The sequence below is a fragment of the Oryzibacillus soli genome (assembly GCF_051594765.1).
In the GTDB taxonomy this organism is placed as follows: domain Bacteria; phylum Bacillota; class Bacilli; order Paenibacillales; family NBRC-103111; genus Paenibacillus_AR.
On the sequence record NZ_JBPPGJ010000011.1, the window covers coordinates 18,570 to 39,952 of the forward strand.

A 21,383-nucleotide genomic window follows, 5' to 3' on the forward strand; every position below is an offset into this window, starting at 1 on the left:
GGCGTCGTATGCTGGATCCAAAAGGGGATTCCCCCATCAAGGAGGCGGCCCATGAACAAAACCGACCGGATGCTCGCCATCGTCCTCGAGCTCCAGAAGAGGAATAACCGGAGGGCGGAGGATCTGGCCGCCACCTTCGAGACCAGCGTCCGCACCATCTACCGGGACATGCAGGCGCTCAGCGAGGCCGGCGTGCCCGTCGTCGGCTCCCCCGGCAAGGGATATTCGCTGATGGAGGGCTATTTTTTGCCGCCGGTCAGCTTCACGCCCGGAGAATCCGTCGCCCTCGTCATCGGCACGGAGTTCATCGAGCAGCGCTTCGACTCGGACTATGCCGTCCATGCCGGCCGAGCCCGGGACAAGATCACCGCGGTCCTCCCTCCCGCTGTCCGGGAAGAAGCCGAGCGGGTCCGCTCCGCCATGAAGCTTCGCACGGAGGGAACGCCGGCGGGCTCAGGCTCTGCGGGAGACACCATGAAGCTGCTCCGCAGAGCTATTCTGGACAGCCGGAAGGTGGCCTTCAACTACCGCAAGAGATACCCGGACGAGGAAGAAGCTCCCGAGCTTAGGCGGACCGTATCCCCTTACGGCCTCGTTCTCGTCAACGGGGCTTGGATTCTGGTGGCCGACTGCGGGCTGCGCAAGGAGATCCGGCATTTCCGGCTGTCCCGGATGTCGGAGCCGGAGCTTCTGGAGGAGACCTTCCGGCGGCCGCCTGATTTTGACCTGACCCGGTATACCCCGCCCGATGACCGGAAGCTATACGCCCGGGTGAGGGTCACGGATCTGATTGCCGATCGGGTCCGGGAATCCGGGAACTTCTTCCTGGAGGGGATCCAGGAGCAGGAGGACGGCTTCCCCCATCTGGTCTTCCGGATCCGGAAGCCGACGGATCTTCTGCATACGGTGATGGGCTGGGGAGCCGGCGCCTGGGTGCTGGAGCCGGAGGAACTGCGCAGGCTGGTCCGCGAAGAAATTCTGCAAATGACAGAACGCTACTGACATACTCTTGTCAGTAGCGTTCCTGTATAGTGGGGGTATCCCATGAAACGAAAGGTTGGATGAAGCATGAACCGGACTTACGATACCCAAGCGATTTTGAAGCAAGTGGAGACTCTGACCTCGGATTATATCCGCACGATGGAGTCCTACAGCATCGAGCAGCTGCAGCTTACGCCCAGCGACGAGGACTGGTCACTCGGGCAGATGTATCTTCACCTGGCGCGCACCACACAGTTCATGCAGGTCCGCAATATTGTGGCATGCCGCGAGGGATCAGCGAACCCCGCCGTCACCGGCCGCGGCAAAACCGAGCCCGGCGAAGCCACCTTCTCGCAGGACGGCTTCCCACCCGTGCGGATCCGGGTGCCGGCCTCCCCGCAGTACACGCCCCCGCAGCCCGAGAGCAAGGAAGAGATCCGGAACGCCCTGCAGGCTGCCTTGGAGCTGCTCTGCGAAGTAGAGCCCGCCCTGGCCGGTATCCCTCCCGAATATACGGTGGAGCATCCCCGGCTTGGGGGCTTGAACGCCGTCGAATGGTTTGCGCTGGCCGGTATGCACTACCGCCATCACCTGCTGCAGCAGGAGCGGCTGGAGCAGTTCCTGGCCTCTGTTCAGAACTCCGTTCCGCGGACCTTGGCATAAACCATGCTGTCTCGCAGCGCCCCGTCGACCCCGCAAGTCTCCCTGCGCAGGATGCCCTCCAGGGTGAATCCGGACCGTTCGGCGACCCGGGAGCTCCGGAGGTTGCGGGCGTCGCAGCGGATCTCTATCCGGTTGGCTTGAAGCTCCCGGATGGCGAACGCTGTTATGGCCTCCACCGCCTCCAGCATATAGCCTTTGCCGCCGCAGGAGGTCCGGAGCCAATAACCGATCTCGAACTTGCGGGCCTCCCAGTCGATGCGGTGCAGACCGCTGCTGCCGACCAAATCTCCCGTCTCTTTCGAGAACAGCAGCAGACGAAGATCCGAGCGCTGGATGAACTCCGCCACCGATCGGCGGATATTGGCCTCGGAATCCTCCACAGTGGGGATATGCTCCGCCCATGGCATCCAGGGGAGCAGCTCCGCCCTGCTCTCCAGCACGGCGGCATTCACCTGCCGTCCGTCTCCTTCCCGCGGGGCGCGGATCAACAGACGGGGAGATTCGAAGCTGTCTGGAAAATTCAATAGTATCGGTCGGGGGGACTGCATGACTTGGTTCCTCCTTTTTTTTGGAACGGTGCTGCGGGTTGAACCATATTTTACCACGCCGCTTCAAGGACGTCTGCCCCCCCACACCAGCATTCGGACGAAAGATAGGCCACCGGTGGCCTCTGTTGGGCGCTTACTCGGCTTATGCCCCCTACAAGGCCACCCTAGCGTCTATTCGATGATCGTAGACGTGTGGCCGGAACGATGCGGCTGCTGTGTCTGGCCCTCCTCCATCCCCCTGACGGATGCCGCCGGTGCGGCCGGGCTGACGGGCTCCACAGCGGGTTCCTCCTGCCAGCGGTGATTGATGTAGGAGATGGCGAAGGAGATGGCTGCCATAACCAGCAGCACCAGTACCTTATACACCGTGTCCTCTCCGGACAGATCATAGAAGAGCACCTTGATGGAGACCATGCCGAGCACCACGGAGCCGAATCCCCGGAACAGCCTCTGCTTGCTGGAGGCCCCCCACAGGAACAGGAGCAGCGCATACACGCCCCAGACTACGGAGAGGGTCAGATCCCGGTCCCAGAAGCCGCTAAGCCGGTATTCCTCGAACATATTATCGATCTGGAGCATCAAGAGCCCTCCGACGATCAGATGGCTGACCACCGAGAAGAACCGGGACATGAAGACCTGCCCCCCATCCTTGACGGCGGAGAACGATGCCTTGAGCGAGTACCAGAAGCCCGTAGCCGCCAACAGCATCCAAGCGACGGCCGCACTGTTCAAGAAGGGCATATAGACGCCGAACCATTCTCCACGGGGAGCGTCCCAGGTAACGGCGAACCAATACAGCGTCACCCCGGTCCAGACCGCCATGGAGACGGCCTGCAGCCATTCGGCCTTCAGCCGAAGGGCCGCCGCCATCAGAAGCGCAGCCAGTATGCCCCAGACATATACGCTGATGATCGGCCTCATGTCTAGCCCGTCTCCCAGCTGGGATAGGGACAGCAGCAGCAGAATCGCGCCCCAGACCGCTTGTACCGTAATGGCCGTCGATGCCGACGAGCCGGACACCCGGTAAGCGACCAGCGCCAAACCGGCGTACAGCAGGCCCATGGCTGCCAGCGGATAGGCCATACGCAGAATCCCGTCCAGCACAATGCTGCTCCACAGCCCGAACAGCACGGCATTGACGAAGCCCAGGTACAGGTTCATGCCGTCGAAGCAGCGGTCCGTCTTCCAGGAGGAGATGAAGAAGCCGACAACATAGAAGACGAAGGCGCAGACCGCATACCGGAAGGGCATGCTCCAGAGCGAATCCGTTGCCGGGTCGAAGTGGATGTAATACACCATATAAGTCAGCCAGGTTCCTGCGAAAGCCAGCAGCCGAAACTCTGCCCACCGTTTGCGGATACTGAGCGTGAAGTAAGCGGCATTCAGCACGAGCAGATACAAGAACAAGGTGAACACCTGATCGTTCTCCGGGCGCATGACCAGAGGTGCGGCGAATGCTCCCAGCAGCGCCAGGTTCATCAGGATCCGCAGCCCATGGCGATAAGACAGGACCGTCAAGCCGACGGTCATGACCATCATGGAGAGGAAGACCGTCATGGAATCCCACAGAGCGTAATACACCCCCGAAAAAGCGAAGGTCGTATACAATATCGACGCCCCCATGCCGCTTACGATCTCGCCGATGAAGAGGCGTTTGCCTAGAATCAGCTTCACCCCCAGGAGCATAGCTCCGGCTCCGGCAGCCAATCCGGCGCCTGTCTTCATGGAATTGGTGATCCAGCCTTGATCGATTGTGAACTTGAACAGATAAATGATGGAGCAGATGACGAACAGCGAGCCCAACAGGGAAGTCCAATGCTTCCGGAACCATACAGGCATCGGGATAAGCCCCTTTCACGTGGTTTTAGGACCAGGTCTTATCCCTATTGTGCCGTATCATTGCGTCTGCCATAAGTACTAACTTCCTCTAGTACCGGAACGTATGTTCTATTAAAGGGTGCAATAAAAACCAGATCGGACCTACAGCTCAAAGGGCGGAATGTCCTGGATCAGCTCCGGCTCATCATGGAGTTCCCTCAGCCTCCATTCGCTCCAGGACATACCGGGCCACCCCGTCCTCGTTGTGGCTTCCGGTCACATGGTCCGCCATGCGGATCAGGTCCGGATGGGCATTGGCCACCGCCACCCGCGTTCCGCCCGCCTCGAACAGTCCGATATCGTTCAGATTGTCCCCGAAAACGGTAACTTCCGAGGGCTTGCAGCCCACGTGGCGTGCCCACAGGAGCAGGCCGTCCCTCTTGTTGGCCTTCGGGTCGCTCATCTCCAGGAAGTAATGGTCCGGAATGTAGTTGTCCTTCATCATGTGGAGATGGATCCGGCCTCCGAAGGTGTCCGCCGCCTGCTTCCGCAGCGGCTCCAGCTCTTCGCGCAGGCCGATGTAGGTGATGGTCAGCGCTCTGCAATCCCCGGGGCATTCCAAACGCTTCACTTCCCTGAACCGCGGATCCCCCGGCCGGCTGTTGTAGAAATGAAGCTCTCCCGTCCGGAGCAGTTTCTCATGAAAGACCCGTTCCCGGTCCTTCCGGTCCAGCGTGAACAGATAGGGGATCAGCCCGTGATCCCGGCCCATTCCGATGATTGCGTTGGCTATATGCCGATCCAGCCACGCTCCGTCCAACACCTGCAGACTCGCCGGGTCCAGGAGCATGGCACCATTATAGAGAACCAGCGGGTACTTCCAGGGGATGCCGGCTGCGGCAATGCTGGAGCTCGTATAGCCACGGGCGGTGGCATAGCTGATGACGGCCCCACGGTGCAGGGCATCGGCGATGGTCCGCCTGGTCCACTCGGAGGCCTGGGCATCCGAACGGAGCAGGGTTCCGTCCAGATCGGTCAGAACGTACAAGGTCATAAAGGAACCTCCCGCAGCTCCTTCTTGAAGCCCTTCGCCCGGTCGGGACCGTAGCCCAACGCATCGTAGAACCGGTGGGCTTCCTGCCTATGGATCCCTGAGACGAGCATAGCGTAGCTGCAGCCCCGGCTGGCGGCAATCCGCTCCAGCTCCAGCATGAGTGCCTTCCCGATGCCGCGCCCTCTGCAGGAGGCGGCGACCACCACATTTTCCACCACCATGAACGGTCGGCAGGCCTTCACCAGATCATAGCAGACGATGCCCATCACCGAGCCCACCAGCCCGTCCCGGCTGTCGAAGGCGCCAATCAGGTAATACTGGGGATCCTTCCGGATCACCTCGTAGACGTCCCGCATCCGGTGCGGATCCGAAGCTTCTCCCGTCAGCTCCCGGTACAACTCGCCTAAGGCCGTTACATCCTGCTCCTCTATCCTACGGATTTCCATACTCCAACTCCCTTCCGATGGTTGACGCCGGATGGTTCGGACCCATCACGGCTTCGACTCTTCCTCGAAGAGGCCCATTTCCCTGGCCTGACGGGCCGCCTCCTTGCTGGTGCTTCCCCCCAGCTTCTTCAGCACGTTCCCAACGTGAACCTTGATCGTACGCAGCGAGAGAAACAGCTTGTCGGCAATATCCGTCTGGGTATGCCCCTCGTCGATCATCTTCAGGACTTGAAGCTCGGAAGGCGTGATCCGGTCCTTCAGCTCCTTGACCCGGTAGTGCTGCTCCAGCTGCTTCAGCCGCCGGAACTCCTCGCGCATCTGCTCGGCGACATAAGCGTTCATCGGGGACAGCTTGGCATAAGCCGCCCGGACCGCAGCAGGGATCTGCTCGAAGTCGGTCTTGACCAGGTAGTCGATGGCCCCGACCTTGTAAGCGCCGAAGATCATCTCCTTCTCCTGGAGCGAGGTGAGCATGATGACCCGGGCCGGAGTCGTGGAGCAGATCCGCTGGGCCAGATCGATCCCCTCCGCCGTGCCATGCAGCATGATGTCCAGGAGAGCCACGTCGAACTCCGCCTCCCCGATAACCCGCTCGGCCTCCTCGCGCGTACTTGCCGTGGCCGTAATTCGAAAGTCCGGCTGCCGGCTCAGATAGGCTTCCAGGCCCCGGAGCCAATCGCGGTCATCCTCAATTATTAACAGACGTATGGGCTCCATGCTTCTCCCTCCTCTTGGGAAAATGAATCGTTGCCGAGGTCCCCCGGCCAGGCTCGCTCTCCAGGAAGAGGCTGCCCTTGTGCATCTTCATCACGTGGTAGCAATAGGACAGCCCCAATCCGAAATTCCGGTGGGATGCGGTCTTCGTGGTGTAGAAGGGCTCCAACACCCGCTTCAGCTCCTGCCGGCTCATGCCGGTTCCCGTGTCCTTCACCTCGATGACCGTCCACTTGGGGGTCTCGTAGGCTTTGACGGTCAGCACGCCTCCGCCGGGCATAGCCTCCAGCGCGTTATGGATCAGATTCTGCACCGTCTCCACCAGCTGGGCCCGGTCCGCCGTGACCGGCAGAGGGCCGTCCAGCTCCCAGCGGGCCTCCACGCCATGCGACAGCCCCAGGCTGACCTGATGGGACAGCTCCAGCAGCAGATCGGTCAGATCCAGAGGCTCCGGCCGGAGCGTCAGCTCCTGGGTCTGGTCCTTAACCCTCATGATCATGTCCTGGATATGGGCGGCAGCCGATTCGATGACCCGGATATCCTCCAGGAGTCCGGGCTGATCCGTTTCCATGGCGTAGGCTTTGATCTTGTCGGAGAAAAGCTTCATCTTGCCCACATCGTTCTTAATGGCATGGTTCAGGATGGCCGTTCCGGAGGTGACGGCCCGCAGGGAGATGTCCAGTTTCTTCCGGGTGATGAGGAATTGCATGTCGAGAAAACCATACTTCGTAATGGCGATGACGAAGATGGCGAAGGCCAGCAGGATGGCCCATGTATTGTAGCGCCACATCTCGGTGAAGCCCAGAGCGGGCAGCAGGTAGTTCATCACGGAGCAGAACACGACGGCCGGCACGATGGCCATGACCGTGTAGCGGTGGTTGCGCCGCAGGGGATACAGGGTCTCGCGGCGGCTCAGCACGATGTAGGTCCCCAGCGCGATGACGGGAACGGCCCAGAACACAACGCCCCGGAAGGGCAGCGGATGCACCGGACGGACGGTCAGCAGGATGAAGACCGCAGGGGCCATGACGGCGAATGGCAGCGCTCTCCGGAGTGAAGGTGCGAGGGCGCCCGGATGGTACTGGGATGCGAACATGACGAACGTGAAGGGCAGCCCGTAATATTGGATCAGCGAGGTGGCGGCCTGGGCCCGGTCCAGCCACATGAAGGCGGCCTCCGAGTAGCCGGTCCGCTCGCCGTAGGGGATGATGTAGTCGCTGATGACGGCGGACAGAGCTCCCGAGCCTCCGCAGAAGACCAGCCCCGACAGCCACCGGACGGATGGCTTGCGTGGATCGAAGACGAGCAGGATCAGTCCCACCGTCCATAAAATGACGAGCACCGCGATCATGGTTAGGTACACTCCCCGGTTGTTTGTAGGCCAATTATAGCATTGGGCCGGGTGCCTTTGGAACATATTGTCTCTCTAGGCTAGGGGCCGGAAGGAACAAATGTGGCTATTCCGTTATAATGGGGGGGAATCCGTGCTGACGACGTGTCAGCCATTAAGGAAATCCAGGAGGAGAAGGACCGATGATCGTGCGCAACTATCTGGAAGCACCGCTCCATACGGCAAGCAGCCACAAGGGCAAGGGGGAGGTCCGGTCCGTGAAGCTGTTCAGCGAGGAGGATTACGCCAGCAAGCTGAAATTCTTCTACTACATGGAGCTGCCGCCGGGAACCTCCATCGGCTACCATACCCACAAGGAGAACGAGGAGGTCTACGTCATCGTCGAGGGCCACGGCGTCATGACGGTTAACGGCGAGGAACGCCCGGTCAAGCCGGGGGATGTGCTCTTGAACAAGCCGGGCTGGAGCCACGGGCTGGAGAACCGCTCGGACGAGGTGGTCAAGGTGCTGGTGTACGAAGCGGATCTGTAGAGCGGATCCGGACGCAAAGAGACGCCTGCATGCCCGCAGCAACGCGGGTATACAGGCGTCTTCGTGCTGTCTGCCGCTAGCCCTCCACCTGCCGCTTCCAGCGGGCGGTCTCGGCATCGTCGGGCTCGGCAGCTCCATAGCGGGCCCGCTCATAGGCTTCGCTCAGGCCGGCAGCCAAGGGCGACCCTGCCTGGGCCTTGGCCGCCTCCGCCGCCGTCTCCGACGGCGTCCACTGGGCCCGCCAGCGGAGCCCGGCCTTCACAGAGCGGCGCACGGCCTGGGCGTACAGGTAGCGGATCCGCTCCCCGTTGGTCCGCAGGTCCTCCCAGCGGATCCCGGGCTCCGGCCGCAGGATCCGCTTCAGCCGCGCCCAGGGGCCGATATCCCGCCGCCCGTCCCGGGTGGAGGAGACCTCGTCCACGTAGCCCGCGTCCTCCGGTTCCGGCTGCCCTCTCCGGTACTTGGCGAGCCACGCCCCGGCGGCCCGCAGCCAGCCCGGCAGCCGGCGGATCACGAGACGGAGCAGGTACACCGCCAAGACCGCCGCCGCCAGGATGAAGGCCACCATCAGAATCCGCTCCAGCACCACCCAGATCCACGCAGGCTTGCCGCCGGGCGGCAGCATCTGCTCCTGTCCCTGGGGCTGGGGAGTGGCCGACGGCTTGACCTCCGGCGGCGGCCCCTCATCGGGCAGCAGCGCCCCCAGGAGCCGGGCCAGCTGCCGGCCCACCCACCGTGCGGCGGCATCGATAAGCCCCCAGAACGATACGGCAGCCACCGTCAGTGCGAAGCCTGTGACCAGGAGCCGGTTGAACCGGCGCATCTTGGCGCCGTAAGCGGACACGTGGCGCCCTCCGTAGGTGGCGTCCTTCAGAGCCGATCCGTTGGAGAGGAACACGGCGGCCAGGAACAAGCCGATCCCGATCCATTGAAGCCCGTCTCCGAAGCCGTCCAGCTGCAGGGAACGGTGGACCAGGAAGATGGACGGCGCACAAGCGCCCAGTCCCATCCACAGCACGAACGGCGGCATCCGGACCGCATCTCCGTACCTCGCTACCTGGGTGGCCCTTACCGCCGCCGCAATGCCGAACAGCGCCGAGAGCAGCGCTTTGACGCTGAGTCCGTGCAGCAGCCAGGCCCATCCCAGGATGGCGGCCGTATTGCAGACCACCAGCACCCCGGTCCACCGCAGGTACCGGGCCGAGGCGATGGCAGCCGACCAGAGTGTATAGCCCGCAAGACCTGCGATCCACAGCCAACCCGTAGGATCGTCCCCCATCCAGAAGCCGACGACGAGGACCAGAATGGGAGAGGCGGTGAACAGCTCCAGCCACCCATTGGTTACGGCAATCGCTCCCCGTCTCCAACGAGCCTTCCATCCGGGACCCTCATACGGCTTCATGGCGCGCCACCTCCTGCTCCAGCGGCAGCAGCTCCACCCGGTGCCCCCGCTCCTCCAGGGCCCGGACCCGCTCCCGCAGCTTCTCATTGACGAAGGCGGTGATGATCACATAATCGGCCGGATCCCCCTGCTCTTCCTCCTCCAGACGCAGCACCTCGTAGAAGTTCACCGCTTGAACCAGCTGGAGCTTAGCCAGCGTGTCCAGCAGCACCTTCATCTGCAGATTGCCCGATGCCGGAGGAATGCGGACACGGCGGCCGGGCTCATCCACGGAATAGGCGTTGCTGCCGAAGCCCATGGGCATCCCGTCCGCCAGCCCCCGGTCCAAGAGGGTCAGCACACAGCGGATTCCCCATTCGACGAGAGGCTCATCGGTTACATCCCCCCACATATCCTCTCGCACGGCAACATTCAGGAGCACCATGATCCTCCGGTCCGCCGTATACCCCATCTCCCGGACCTGAAGCTCCCGGGTGCGGGAGACGGCCTTCCAATGGATGGAGCGCAGCGGGTCCCCCGCCCGGTACTCCCGGATGCCTTGGGTCAAGAACGGGTCCTCCACGGTCCACCGCCGGACCGCATACTCCCCCTGCCAGCCCCGCCAAGGCAGGGGCAGCTCCTGAATCGCGGCCGCCCGGGGGTAGACCAGAAGCCGCGATTCCACACGCTGCGTCCGGACGGATTGGGCGATGCCGAACAAATCGCCGCAGCTCATGGTGACCGTGTCCAGATCGTAGCATCCCCGGCGGACGCAGTGGACCTTGTGGCGGCGCACGATCTCCGTATACCCCCGCAGCGCAAAAAGACTCCGGTGGTTCTGCAGCCGGTCCCCCGAGGCGATGCTCAGATTGTCCTGCCGGACAAACTGGAGGCCCGACGACAGAAGCGCCTCCAGACGGAGCCACGGCAGAGGCGTGGCCTTGTCATTGGCGATCCGCTCCAGCATCTCCACCTCGTCGCCCTCATAGCAGAACGCCCGGTCGAACCGGCGCTCGTAGGACAGCCGGGCCAATCCCCGCCTCTTGTACCATTGGCCTTGAAGATACAATGCCGCCAGAGCGGCAAGGACCAATAAGGATAGGCTCATGCCGCTTACCCCCGGCCCTGCAGGGCTGCCGGCGCTTCCGTCGGCACGGGAACGGCGTTCACGATGCGGAGCACCGCCTTCTCAGCCACCCGCTCGAAGGCTCCGCCTCTGCGGGCCGGCAGCACGCGGTGGGCCCATACTGGCACGGCCAGCGCCTTGATGTCATCCGGCGATACGTACCCGCGCCCCGCCAGCACCGCCCGGGCTTGGGCCGCCCGAAGCATGGACAGGCAGCCTCTCGGGCTCACCCCGCCCAGCAGCTCCGGATCCCGCCGGGTCTCCTCCGCCAAGGCTACGATATAGGCGTACAGGTCATCATCCACGGTCACCTTCGTATAGGAAGCCTGGGCGGCCCGAATCTCCGCCGCCTCCGCGACCGGGCGCAGCGTCTCCAGCGGGTCCTCTGCCCGGAAGCGCTTCAGAATCTCCACACTCTCGGCGCTATCCGGGTAGCCCATGGCCACCTTCAGCATAAACCGGTCCAGCTGTGCCTCCGGCAGCGGGAACGTTCCCTGGTTCTCCAGCGGGTTCTGCGTCGCGATGACGAGGAAGGGCTGCTCCAGCCTCCGGGTCACCCCGTCGATGGTCACCTGGCGCTCCTCCATACATTCCAGCAGCACCGATTGGGTCCGCGGAGTAGCCCGGTTGATCTCATCGGCCAGCAGCACGTGGGTAAACACCGGCCCCGGACGGAATTCGAACTCCGACCGCTTCATGTCATAGATATTCACCCCGCTAACATCCGTAGGAAGCAGATCCGGGGTGAACTGCACCCTGGCGAACTCCGTGTTGAGCGAACGAGCCAAGGCTTTGGCCAGCAGCGTTTTGCCCGTACCGGGCACATCCTCCAAGAGGACATGACCGGAAGCCAGCATCGCCGTCAGCAGCTGGTCTATGACCTCATCCTTCCCTACAATCACCTTCTTGACGTTCTCCCGCACCCTGCGCCCCAAGTCATAAATCTCCGACAGCTCCAAGCCGCACGCCTCCCCCGGCGCTCCCCGCATCCGCTTCGGACCCGGAGACAACCGCCGATGTATGTTTTTTCCAACCCATGTCCCCATCATACCACATCCGCCATCCCCGGTAATCCAGCAAAAAAACGCCCCGGGCCCTTCCAGGGCCGGGACGTTTCACGCCTGCCGTCAAGGAACGGCAGGAATCCATCGGGGGGTAACATGGTTCAGGATCAGACGGATCAGAGCCGGGTCGGACAAGCTCCCGCCGGCAGCCATGGCCATCAGATCCTCCACATCCAACTGCGTCGGGTCGGGATCATGGGACAACCACAGATCCGCTGCTTCTGCGGATGCCAGAACCGCCGGTCCTCCGGTATGCTCAGCCGCAACACCGAGGCGGAGGGTTCCGGAGACCGGGGTGCCCGAGGGAACGTTCAGCTCTCCACCGAGCACATCGGTATGGGCCAAGGCCGCTCCCGCCGGATTGCCGGCCCCGTCCAAGGCATACAGGCCGTAGCCTCCCGCCGGGACCGCCGTCTGGGTCGTATACCAGACGGCCCTGCCTCCGAGGGTTCCCTGTCCGTAATCCGCATCCAGCACATAGAGGCCGGCGTGCTCATCCCGGAAGATCCTGTGCAGGAATAGGCTGTAAGCCCCGCGATTGTTGGCGGCGATACCCAGCTCCACCGCTCCTTCGGGAACCTTCGTATCCCGGGGGAGCGAGAAGGCTTTCCCCATCTCCGCAACCGCGGACAGCACGTTCCCGAGCACTTTCTGATTCGCATCCAGGAAGAACAGGACGTATCCGTCCGGCGCATAAGGCGTCTCAACGGCAGACCAGGCCACCTGGCCGCTCACCCAGCCCCGGCGCAGATCCTGGTCCGCGAAATGGAAGTTCAACCGGTCCTTCAGGACGGCGGATACCAAGAGCCTCTTGCCGAAATCGCCCATGGCGGCGACCCCAAGCTGAAGGGCTCCCTCCGGAACGGCGGTGTCATCGGGGATCTCGAAGATTTCCCCCGGCGTCCCAACCGCCGCCACTGCATCGCCGAGAATTACACCGGTCCGGTCCAGGAAGAACAGGCCGTAACCCGCGGCTCCTGTTACCACCGGGCTGTTCCATTCGGCGTACCCTCCGATTTCACCCGCATCCGGATCCGAATCCCAGAAGTCCAGATACGACTCGTGGGTATCGCCCGTATGGTCCTGAAGGATCAGCAAGCCCATTTGTCCGCGTCCGGAGCCCGATACGGGGGACACGCCCAGATACTTGGTTCCGGCAGGCAGTGTCAGCTCCGTCAAGGCGTATTGGGCATCTGTTGCAGGAACCACCGCCAGCCTCGCCAAGGGCTGCCGCCAGGCATCCAGCAGATAGAGCTCGTAGCCGGTGACGCCAACGCTTCCCGAAGGGCTCCAGCCGAGGAGGCCGCTGATTTTGCCTGCCTCCGGGTGGGTATCCGAGAACGTAACGGAAGCGGGGGCAGACAGCTGCGAATCCGCTTGCAGCAGCGGAGCGGTATTCAGACTGCCGATGGGGGATTCCACTCCGTCATACACGGCTACGACGCTGATGCCGGTCGTTCCGTACGGAAGCCCGGTGCCCTCCGGCAGATCGAAGAGGTGCCCGTTGTAGATCTGCCCCAGCTTCCGGAGCCTCTCCGTGCCGGCAACGGCATAGACGGCATACTCGTAGTCATTGCTTCCGCCTGCCTCCCACAATACCGTGCCTCCCACCGTGCCCGCAGGATCGATATCCGCAAACACTACATCAACGGGAGACGCTAAGTCCGTGTTGACGGGCGCACCCGGCGTGCCTGACGAAGCCGACGTATTGTTCGATGCGTACACAATACGCCAATCCCTGGCAAAGTGGGGGTCATACCGCCCGTAGGCATCCACCGGGATCACGAACAGCACCGCGTAATCGCTTTTGCCGAGCTCCGGCCCCGTGAACGTATACCCGCCGCCAGAATGGACGGGCACTTCGCCAATCTGATTGAAGAGGAAGGAGAGACCCTCCGTCAAACCGTTCGAAGCGCTGCCGAAAAAGCTCCTTGGGTCATTCGGCAGAAGGGTCCCCACGTCTTCATTGTAATAGCCGAAGATGCGGTAGCCGGCGATCTGCCGCTCCTCGGACGCCGGATACCAGGTCAGGAGCGGCCGGATCGTCTCCGGGTCCGGCGCCAGATCGACAGCCCGGGCATAATTACCGGCTAATCCGGGAATGGATGCGTCGATGAAGGGAATCCACCCGCCCGTACCGGTCCCGTCGGCGAAGAACCGGATACCCGTTGCCTCGTCCGGAATGGTTCCGATGATTTCGAGCTCCGTCTGTGAAGCATCTGTCGTTGTCAGCTTCTCCACCGGGGTTCCGTCCGGTCTCACGTACCAGATCTCGAAGCTCCTCCCTGCATAGCTCCAGGTTACCTGCCCCGAGATCATGCCGGCTTCCAGATCGGTGTCGGAGAAGACGGGCCGAGGATCGGACTGCGGAGTCAGGTAATAGTCGCGGGTATGGATTTTGGCGGTGTCCACGGTTCGTCCGGAGAAGAGCATGCCTTCGTTGCGGTCCTCGTAGCCGTCATACCGGACATCGATCGTATGAACACCGGGATAGAGCCCGGTGAAGCCGTAGCTTCCGTCCGGTCCCGTTACTGCCGTAAACGGACTGCCGTTTTCGCTGCCGAAGACTCGGACGGTCACTTGAACGCCCTCCAGCGGCAGGCCGGTTCGGATATCCCGGATGACTCCCGACAGATAACCCCGCCCTTCCGTGGACGAGAGCGGCAGCACCGGTGTTGGCTGGTATACCCGGTATTCGGATTTGCCCGTTCCCAATTGGTAGCTGTAGTTTCTGCCGGAGCCGTAAACCTTCCCGTCCTCCCGGAGCGCGAAGGTCTGATAGCTGCCTCCGCTTAGTCCCACAAGCCCTGTCAGCTCGGGATTCCGCGTGAAGCTGTACAAATTGGAGGGGCACCAGTCCTTATGGTCGTCGTAAAAGCAGCCGAGCTGCCCGTAGGAGATGTCCCCGGTTCCATATAGGCTGGTCCCGTAGACGGAGGTCCGGACCAGAGCCGTCGTATGATACATGCCTACGGACAGCGCCACGACCTGGGCATCCTCGGGCATCGGCACCACGGCAGGGGTGTAGACCGTTCCGGTTCCTCCCGTCCCCAGCTGTCCGTTGCTGTTATAGCCCCAGGCATAGACCGTATCCGTCACCGAGGAGGCGACGGCGAAGCTGGCTTCGGCGTCAGGGCCTCCGGCGTACAGCCGGCTGATGCCTTCCAGCCCGGGGACGGCGACGGCGTAAGAGGTATCGGCCGCCGGGCGGCCCAGCTGACCGTCCCCCGGCGCTCCCCAGGTGTAGACGAGGCCGTCATAGCCCAACGCCAAGGAGTAGTGTGCCCCGGCCTGAATTTCCTTGATGTTCGTCAGAGGGGTCTGGTCCGGCTTCAGCACCTGCACCGCAAACTGCGGGTAGATGTTGTCGCCTACTCCCAGCTCCCCATGATTGTTGCGCCCCCAGGCCCATACGTTCCCATCCTCGTCCAGAGCCAAGGAATGGTAGGAGCCGGAGGCCACACTCACGATCCGGCTCAGGTAGCTGCCGGCTCCCGTCTTGATCCGGTAGGGGGTTCCCATAGCCGGGGCTTCATCCGTTCCGGGCTCTCCCGGCGGCCCCCAGACCCACACATCGCCGTCCTGCGAGGCGATGACCGTATGATACCAGCCGGCTGCAATGTCCTGGGCCGCCACGCCGGCCGGCAGCTGAACCTGCCGGGGTACCCGTCCGCTGTAGGGATAACCCAGCTTTCCGTTGGTATTGTCCCCCCAGGTCCAGACCGTTCCGTCCGTCTTGATGGCCGCCGTATGCTCCGGCGCCGCTACCAGCTTGTAGTAATCCGTCCCCGTGCCGTTGGCCGGGTCCAGGATATCCGCCGCCCGGGCCGGTACGGCGTACCACAGCACCGCGGCCACGGCCGCGGTCATAAGCCCGGCCGCCGCCTTTTGAAACCATTTCCCCATCCCTATCCCCCGTTCTTATTTGGACTTTGTATCTATTGACTATTATTCTTTTATTCTACTAAATTCTACATAAGGGGTCATCTGTTTTGTATAATGTGTAACATACACCACACTTTACTAGCTGCCGATGGAGGTGAGACGGCGATGGATTTCTCAATCGCGTACAAAAGAACGGCCGGACTCTTGCTTCTGCTTCTCCCGGCCTTGGGCATCGGTTTTTTGGAGCTGGTGACGGACTCTGCCCGGACCTTCCCGTACACCGGCACCCACGGGGGCTTGATCCTGACTGCCGTGGGGCTGTCCGCCCTGCTGGGCTATGCCGCCTACCGCTCCTACCGCCGGGAGCTGGACCGGTCCCTCCGGTACATCTCGCTCGGCTATCTGGGCTTCGCCTTCCTCTACGCCTTCCACGGCTTCTTCACGGGAATGGCCCACGACCACCTGCTGCTGTTCGTCATCTACGGGCCGGTTTCCCGCCTCGTCATGTATCTCTATGTCTATATCGGCCTGCAGCAGCTCTTGAGCCGCGCCGCTCCCGAGGCGCGTCCCGCCGGCCCCTGGTGGTGGACGAGGCACCTGTGCCTTTTTGCAGCCGCCGCGGTGCTGGCGGGGCTCGCTTTTGACGGCGGGTACTTGAGTGTGTTCCGCATCAAGCTTATCGAGGGCCTCTCCCTGGCCGTCTCGATTCTGGGCATCACCCGCCTGGCGCTGCTGCGGCAGCGCTCCCCTCTGTGGCGCTATCATCTCATCGCGCAGGTGTTCTTCGCCGAGACGTCGCTGGCCTTCATCTTGAGCTCTCCTTGGAACGCCATGTGGTGGTTCGCCCATGCCGTCTCCGCCGCCGCCTTCGTCGTGCTGGGGTTCGCTGTCGTGCGCCCCGGCGGCGGGGCGGAATCCCTCGGCAACGTCTATGAAGAAACGCTGCTTTACCCCGTCTTGAACCGGATTCTTCATACCAGCCACGAAGGCATCATCATGACGGACCTGAAGGGACGGGTCATCTTCACGAACCGGCAGAGCGACGTGTTCTTCCCGGGTCGGCTGGCGAAGGGGCAGGAGATCGCCGATTTCCTGCTCGCGCTGAAGCTGAAGCCGGCGTCCCGGAAGGGCAAGCCGGTGCTTCAGCTGGTGGAGGAGCTGCTCGCGGGCCGCCTGGAGCAGATCGACGAATATGTGGAGATCGCTCCCTCCGGAAGCGGAGCCGGCGCCCTCTACTATGAGCTGTACGCCGGACACGTGACGGACGGGAGGGACAAGTCTCCCTTGGGCTACCTGTTCGTCTTCCGGAACCGTACGGAGGAAGAACGCTTGAGCCAGATGAAGAACGATTTCATCAGCATCGTGTCCCATGAGCTGCGGACCCCCATGGCCTCCATCCTGGGCTTTACCGAGATCATGATGATGCGCGAGGTCGCGCCGGACAAGCGGACCAAGTACCTGCAGACCGTCTACAACGAAGCCAATCGGCTGTCCAACCTCATAAACGACTTCCTCGACATCCAGCGGATCGAGTCGGGCAAGCAGGAATACGCGTTTCAGCCGGCGGACCTGGGCGCCCAGCTGGAGACCATTACCGAGCAGTGGCAGGGCAAGGAGGGTCACGTCCTCCGGCTGGAGCTGCCGGGGCAGCCGGTATATGCCGTCGCGGACCCGGACCGCCTGATGCAGGTGCTGCACAACCTGGTCAGCAACGCCATCAAGTACTCCCCCGGGGCCAAGCATGTGGATCTCTCCGTCCTCGAGGAGGACGGCAAGGCGGTCATCCGCATCCGGGACTACGGTCTCGGGATTCCGGAGGCCAGTCTGCCCCATCTGTTCAAGAAATTCTACCGGGTGGACGGCGCAGTCCACCGCAAGATCAAAGGCACGGGCCTCGGCCTGACCATCGTCAAGGAGATCATGGACGCGCATAAGGGCGCGATCCACGTGGAATCCAAGCCCGGCGAGGGAACGGCGTTCGTACTGCGCCTGCCCCTGTACCGGCTGCCCGTTCTGGCCGGCAAGCTGGCCGCCCTCGAGGATGACGAGGGACAGAGCAAGCTCCTGTCGGAGGCGCTCTGCGACCAGCACGGCGAGCTCGTCCGCTTCACCAGCGCCGAAGAGGCTCTGTTCGTACTCGAGCGGACAGGGGAGCAGCCTTGGCTGTGGCTGGTGGACCTGCAGCTGGAGGGACGGCTGGACGGGTGGGCCTTCATCCGGAAGCTGAAGAGCCACCCGCATTACCGGGACACCTCCCTGGTCATCACCACTGTCTCGTCCAAGCCCGCCGATTACACACCGGACGGCAACGAGCTCTATCTGCGCAAGCCTTACACGGTGAGCCATCTGTTGAAGCTGGTGGAGGAGCTCCGGGAGGAATCCCGCCGCAGCCATCTTCTGGTTCCCTCCTACGACGAGAGGGCCATTATCGAGCTGCTCCATCAGCAGGGCTTGGAGATCGGCGAGATCGACCGCGGAGAAGAGTTCAGCCGGATCCGGCTGAAGGGGGAGCAGGAGGAATAAGGGACGTACAGGCGGGTGGAGCACATGGGCTAGGCAGAGCGGGAATGCGTCGGGCGCGATTATAGGCCGCTGGCGGTCTTCAGGCCGCCCGATGCGATGCTCGCGTCGCACTGGATGCGACGCGATAACGATTATAGGCCACTGGTGGCCTTCAGGCTGGATGATGCTGCGCTCGCGGTGCGCTGGGCGCGATTATAGGCCACTGGTGGCCTTCAGCCCTCTCGCGACGCGCTTTCCCGGCGATGAAGGCCATGGGTGGCCTTCAGGATGCCTGAAGCGGCGCTCACGGCGCGCCGGGCGCGATTTTAGGCCACTGGTGGCCTTCAGCCCTCTCGCGGCTCGCTTTCCCGGAATTGAAGGCCATGGGTGGCCTTCAGGCTGCCTGAAGCGGCGCTCACGGCGCGCCGGGCGCGATTATAGGCCACTGGTGGCCTTCAGCCCTCTCGCGGCTCGGAAAATGGCACCAGCGCCAAAGACTCGGGTGCCAACCCGCTCCGAACGCGGTATAATGGGGGCTGGACCTACCTTACTCTTTATCAATCTTGAGCGATGGAGACAACCCCATGCTGCGTACGATAATGCGTTCGAATACACCCGTTTCCGTTCCACGCCCAGGCGGTGCCACCCAGCTGGTACGCTTCCTTTGGAAGCGCATCCACCTGCCGGCAGCCCCCCTCGTGCTGGTTCTCATGCTGGAGGCCTTGAGCAGGACCTCCTTCGCGGAAACCTATCAATGGATGATCGATTACCCCAATGAATTCTGGCTCAATTACTGGATCGCGCTGTTCCTGACCCTGGTCGTCACCGGGTTCGCCGGAAGAACCCGCCGGTCTTATGCCGTTCTGTTCGGCCTGTTCGGCGCGCTCGGCTTCCTAAGCGGAATGAAGGCCAATCTGACCGGGGCGCCGCTCTATATCTGGGACCTCTTCCTTCCCCAGACTGGAACAGATACGGTCCGCTCCCTGAATTCCCCCCTAACCCGCAACCTGCTGTGGGTGGCCGCGGCGGCGGCCGGCACCGTGGCCGGAGCCGTGCTCCTTCCATCCGTCCGGCTTGGGTGGAGGGAGCGCCTGGTCTATGCGGGAGCCGGACTATTCCTGCTCGGCTCCGTCTACCTGAACAGTCCCATCGCCTTCTGGGACGACTTCCGGATCACCCCGGTCCGCTACGAGCAGGTGTACAATTGCAACCGCAACGGCATCCTGGTCGCCGCCTTCGACGCGCTGGACTTCGTCCTTCCGGAGAAGCCCGCCGGCAGCGGCAGCATCGGCATCCGCAAGCTGGTACGGGAGCTGGAGGGGCAGCAACAGGCGACGGGCGGGGAGGCGTTCGGATCTGCCGTGACGCCGGCCTCCTTCACGAATCAGGCGTCCGGGAGTGTAGCGCCGGCAGCAACGGACAAAGCCGCGGCCGGAGGAAGCCCGGGCAACAGCCAAACCACAGGTGCAAGGGGTGGTACCAAGGATCAGCCCAACGTCATCGTGCTGCTGTCCGAGACCTTTTGGGATCCGACACTCATGAAGAACGTCAGCTTCAGCTCGGATCCCCTGCCCTTCTTCCGCTCCCTGATGCAGCGGACCACCGGCGGCTGGATGCTCACGCCCCAATTCGGCGGGACGACGGCTAATGTGGAGTTCGAGGTGCTGACGGGCAACTCGGTGCGTTTTATACCGAACAATTCCATTGCGTACATCAACTACCTGAACCGGAACGTGGATTCCCTGGCCTCCATCTTCGCCCGCCAAGGCTACGCCACAACGGCCATCAACCCGTTCTTCAACTGGTTCTTCAACAGCCGGAACGCCTACCGGAACATGGGCTTCTCGCGCTTCATCAGCAGCGAGTTCTTCGAGCCTAAGTTCCACGGCCCCAACTATGAGGACGCCCAGGTGATGTCCAAGATCATCGAGTCCGCCGACGGTACTCCGGGACCGGACTTCATCTTCGCCAACACGATGGAGAACCACGGCAGCTATGAGGATAAGTTCTATGACCACCCTATTACCGTCAGCGGTTCCGTCTCAGCCAAGACGAAGAACATGCTGGAGAATTACGCCACTGGGGAGCTGGCCTTCGACAAGGCCTTCCAGACGCTGGTGGAGCATTACGAGCGAAGCGGCGAGCCGACGGTGATCCTCTGCTTCGGGGACCATCTGCCCGCCTTCGGCAGCAATTACTACGGCTTCAAGGACGCCGGATACATTACGGGCAATGATGATCCACAGTTTATGGAGAAGATGCACTACACCCCATTTGTGCTCTGGGATAACACCACGGGGCGCCCGCGGGAAGAGCTTCGGATGAATGCCAGCTTCCTGGGTCCTTATCTGCTGCACTACACCGGTAAGCCGGGCACTTATTACACCGACTATCTGTACGGCCTGTATCAGAAGCAGCCGATTATCCCCATCCGTCCCTTCCGCAAGCAGCACCCGATGGATGAGTCGCTCTTGGCCGACTATAAGCGGTTCCAGTATGACATCCTGTTCGGCAATCAGACCGGCTACCAGGAAGCAGGCATCGCCCACCGCATCGCCGCTGACCGGTACACCTTGGGCTACGGTAACCCGGAGTTGACCCGAGCGGAGAGCGGACCCAAGGGCCGGATCGACGTCTACGGCGGGCCGTTCAGCTCTGAGAGCACGGTCTGGTTGAACGGCCGCAAGCTTCAGACCACCTCCTGGGAGGCTGGCAAGCTCACCGCCTGGCTGCCGGACGGCGCGGCGCAGCCCGCTCTGCCGTGGACCCTCCAGGTCCGCACCATGGACCTGAAGGGCACGGCCATCGTCCAGTCCGCCAAGCTGGTCCTGGACGAGATCCCGCCGCCGGCCGCGGCAAAAACGCCGTAACCGGCCGGGATGCGGTAAAGAGAACGGAGCCTAAGCGATTAGGCTCCGTTCTGCGTTAGCAACCGACGGCTTTTCTGCCGCTGGTTTGTGCTGGGGGCGGGAGGCGGCCTGAATCTGCAGCATTTTTGCCGCTGGTGCGCCTGCATCCGGCTCCGCGCCCGCACTCCTCCGAAAACCAACGGCACCTCTGCCGCTGGTTGCGCCGGGGGGCAGGACGCCGCGGGATTCTGCGGGATTCTGCGGCTTTTTTGCCGCTGATGCGTCTGCATCTGCCCCTCGCCCGCACTCCTCCGAAAACCAACAGCACTTCTGCCGCTGGTTGCGCTGGGGGGCGGGACGTCCTAGGATTCTGCGGCATTTTTGCCGTTGGTGCGCCTTCATCCGCCCCTGCTTGCACTTTCCCGCAAACCAACGGCACCTCTGCCGCTGGTTGCGCCGGGGGGCGGGACG

Annotated in this window: 15 protein-coding genes; 5 read left to right on the top strand and 10 right to left on the bottom strand. The window is 62.7% G+C overall.

The genetic code is table 11. The features are described 5' to 3' along the window. The first annotated feature begins 51 nt into the window (after window positions 1-51). Window positions 52-1,002, top strand: a complete 951-nt coding sequence (locus ACSEXW_RS15995; protein ID WP_438447170.1) for a helix-turn-helix transcriptional regulator — start codon at window positions 52-54, stop codon at window positions 1,000-1,002. Between the two features lie 66 nt (window positions 1,003-1,068). Next, the gene (locus ACSEXW_RS16000; protein ID WP_438447171.1) at window positions 1,069-1,644 is read left to right on the top strand and encodes a DinB family protein; all 576 of its coding nucleotides are present in this window, start codon (window positions 1,069-1,071) and stop codon (window positions 1,642-1,644) included. Here the strand turns inward: ACSEXW_RS16000 and ACSEXW_RS16005 are convergent. From ACSEXW_RS16005 to ACSEXW_RS16030, 6 genes are all read right to left on the bottom strand, one after another. Then, window positions 1,614-2,192, bottom strand: a complete 579-nt coding sequence (locus tag ACSEXW_RS16005; RefSeq protein WP_438447172.1) for a GNAT family N-acetyltransferase — start codon at window positions 2,190-2,192, stop codon at window positions 1,614-1,616. The two genes, ACSEXW_RS16000 and ACSEXW_RS16005, sit on opposite strands and share 31 nt — an antisense overlap. 171 nt (window positions 2,193-2,363) lie before the next feature. Next, window positions 2,364-4,031 carry a DUF2339 domain-containing protein gene (locus ACSEXW_RS16010; protein ID WP_438447173.1) on the bottom strand — a complete coding sequence of 556 codons (1,668 nt, stop codon included), beginning with the start codon at window positions 4,029-4,031 and terminating at the stop codon, window positions 2,364-2,366. 184 nt (window positions 4,032-4,215) lie between these two features. Next, window positions 4,216-5,064 carry an HAD hydrolase family protein gene (locus ACSEXW_RS16015; protein ID WP_438447174.1) on the bottom strand — a complete coding sequence of 283 codons (849 nt, stop codon included), beginning with the start codon at window positions 5,062-5,064 and terminating at the stop codon, window positions 4,216-4,218. After that, complete coding sequence (locus tag ACSEXW_RS16020; protein WP_438447175.1) at window positions 5,061-5,510, bottom strand: GNAT family N-acetyltransferase; 450 nt, start codon at window positions 5,508-5,510, stop codon at window positions 5,061-5,063. The genes ACSEXW_RS16015 and ACSEXW_RS16020 overlap by 4 nt, the downstream gene beginning before the upstream one ends. 45 nt (window positions 5,511-5,555) lie before the next feature. After that, on the bottom strand, window positions 5,556-6,227 hold the full coding sequence (locus ACSEXW_RS16025) for a response regulator (RefSeq protein WP_438447176.1): 672 nt from the start codon (window positions 6,225-6,227) through the stop codon (window positions 5,556-5,558). Beyond that, window positions 6,199-7,575 carry a sensor histidine kinase gene (locus tag ACSEXW_RS16030; protein ID WP_438447177.1) on the bottom strand — a complete coding sequence of 459 codons (1,377 nt, stop codon included), beginning with the start codon at window positions 7,573-7,575 and terminating at the stop codon, window positions 6,199-6,201. The genes ACSEXW_RS16025 and ACSEXW_RS16030 overlap by 29 nt, the downstream gene beginning before the upstream one ends. A gap of 182 nt (window positions 7,576-7,757) precedes the next feature. Between ACSEXW_RS16030 and ACSEXW_RS16035 the strand changes: the two genes are divergently transcribed. Then, the gene (locus tag ACSEXW_RS16035) at window positions 7,758-8,105 is read left to right on the top strand and encodes a cupin domain-containing protein (protein WP_438447178.1); all 348 of its coding nucleotides are present in this window, start codon (window positions 7,758-7,760) and stop codon (window positions 8,103-8,105) included. A 76-nt stretch (window positions 8,106-8,181) separates the two neighbouring features. Here ACSEXW_RS16035 and ACSEXW_RS16040 read toward each other — a convergent pair whose 3' ends face one another. From ACSEXW_RS16040 to ACSEXW_RS16055, 4 genes are all read right to left on the bottom strand, one after another. Continuing rightward, window positions 8,182-9,507 carry a DUF4129 domain-containing protein gene (locus ACSEXW_RS16040; protein ID WP_438447179.1) on the bottom strand — a complete coding sequence of 442 codons (1,326 nt, stop codon included), beginning with the start codon at window positions 9,505-9,507 and terminating at the stop codon, window positions 8,182-8,184. Further along, the gene (locus ACSEXW_RS16045; RefSeq protein WP_438447180.1) at window positions 9,494-10,594 is read right to left on the bottom strand and encodes a DUF58 domain-containing protein; all 1,101 of its coding nucleotides are present in this window, start codon (window positions 10,592-10,594) and stop codon (window positions 9,494-9,496) included. The genes ACSEXW_RS16040 and ACSEXW_RS16045 overlap by 14 nt, the downstream gene beginning before the upstream one ends. Before the next feature lie 5 nt (window positions 10,595-10,599). Continuing rightward, complete coding sequence (locus ACSEXW_RS16050) at window positions 10,600-11,571, bottom strand: AAA family ATPase (protein WP_438447181.1); 972 nt, start codon at window positions 11,569-11,571, stop codon at window positions 10,600-10,602. Window positions 11,572-11,739: 168 nt separating this feature from the next. Next, window positions 11,740-15,582, bottom strand: a complete 3,843-nt coding sequence (locus ACSEXW_RS16055) for an RCC1 domain-containing protein (RefSeq protein ID WP_438447182.1) — start codon at window positions 15,580-15,582, stop codon at window positions 11,740-11,742. Between the two features lie 144 nt (window positions 15,583-15,726). On the opposite strand from ACSEXW_RS16055, the gene ACSEXW_RS16060 reads away from it, so the two are divergent. Beyond that, the gene (locus tag ACSEXW_RS16060) at window positions 15,727-18,084 is read left to right on the top strand and encodes an ATP-binding response regulator (RefSeq protein WP_438447183.1); all 2,358 of its coding nucleotides are present in this window, start codon (window positions 15,727-15,729) and stop codon (window positions 18,082-18,084) included. A gap of 563 nt (window positions 18,085-18,647) precedes the next feature. After that, window positions 18,648-20,933: an LTA synthase family protein gene (locus ACSEXW_RS16065; protein WP_438447184.1), complete on the top strand. Its 2,286-nt coding sequence runs from the start codon at window positions 18,648-18,650 to the stop codon at window positions 20,931-20,933. Window positions 20,934-21,383: the final 450 nt, after the last annotated feature.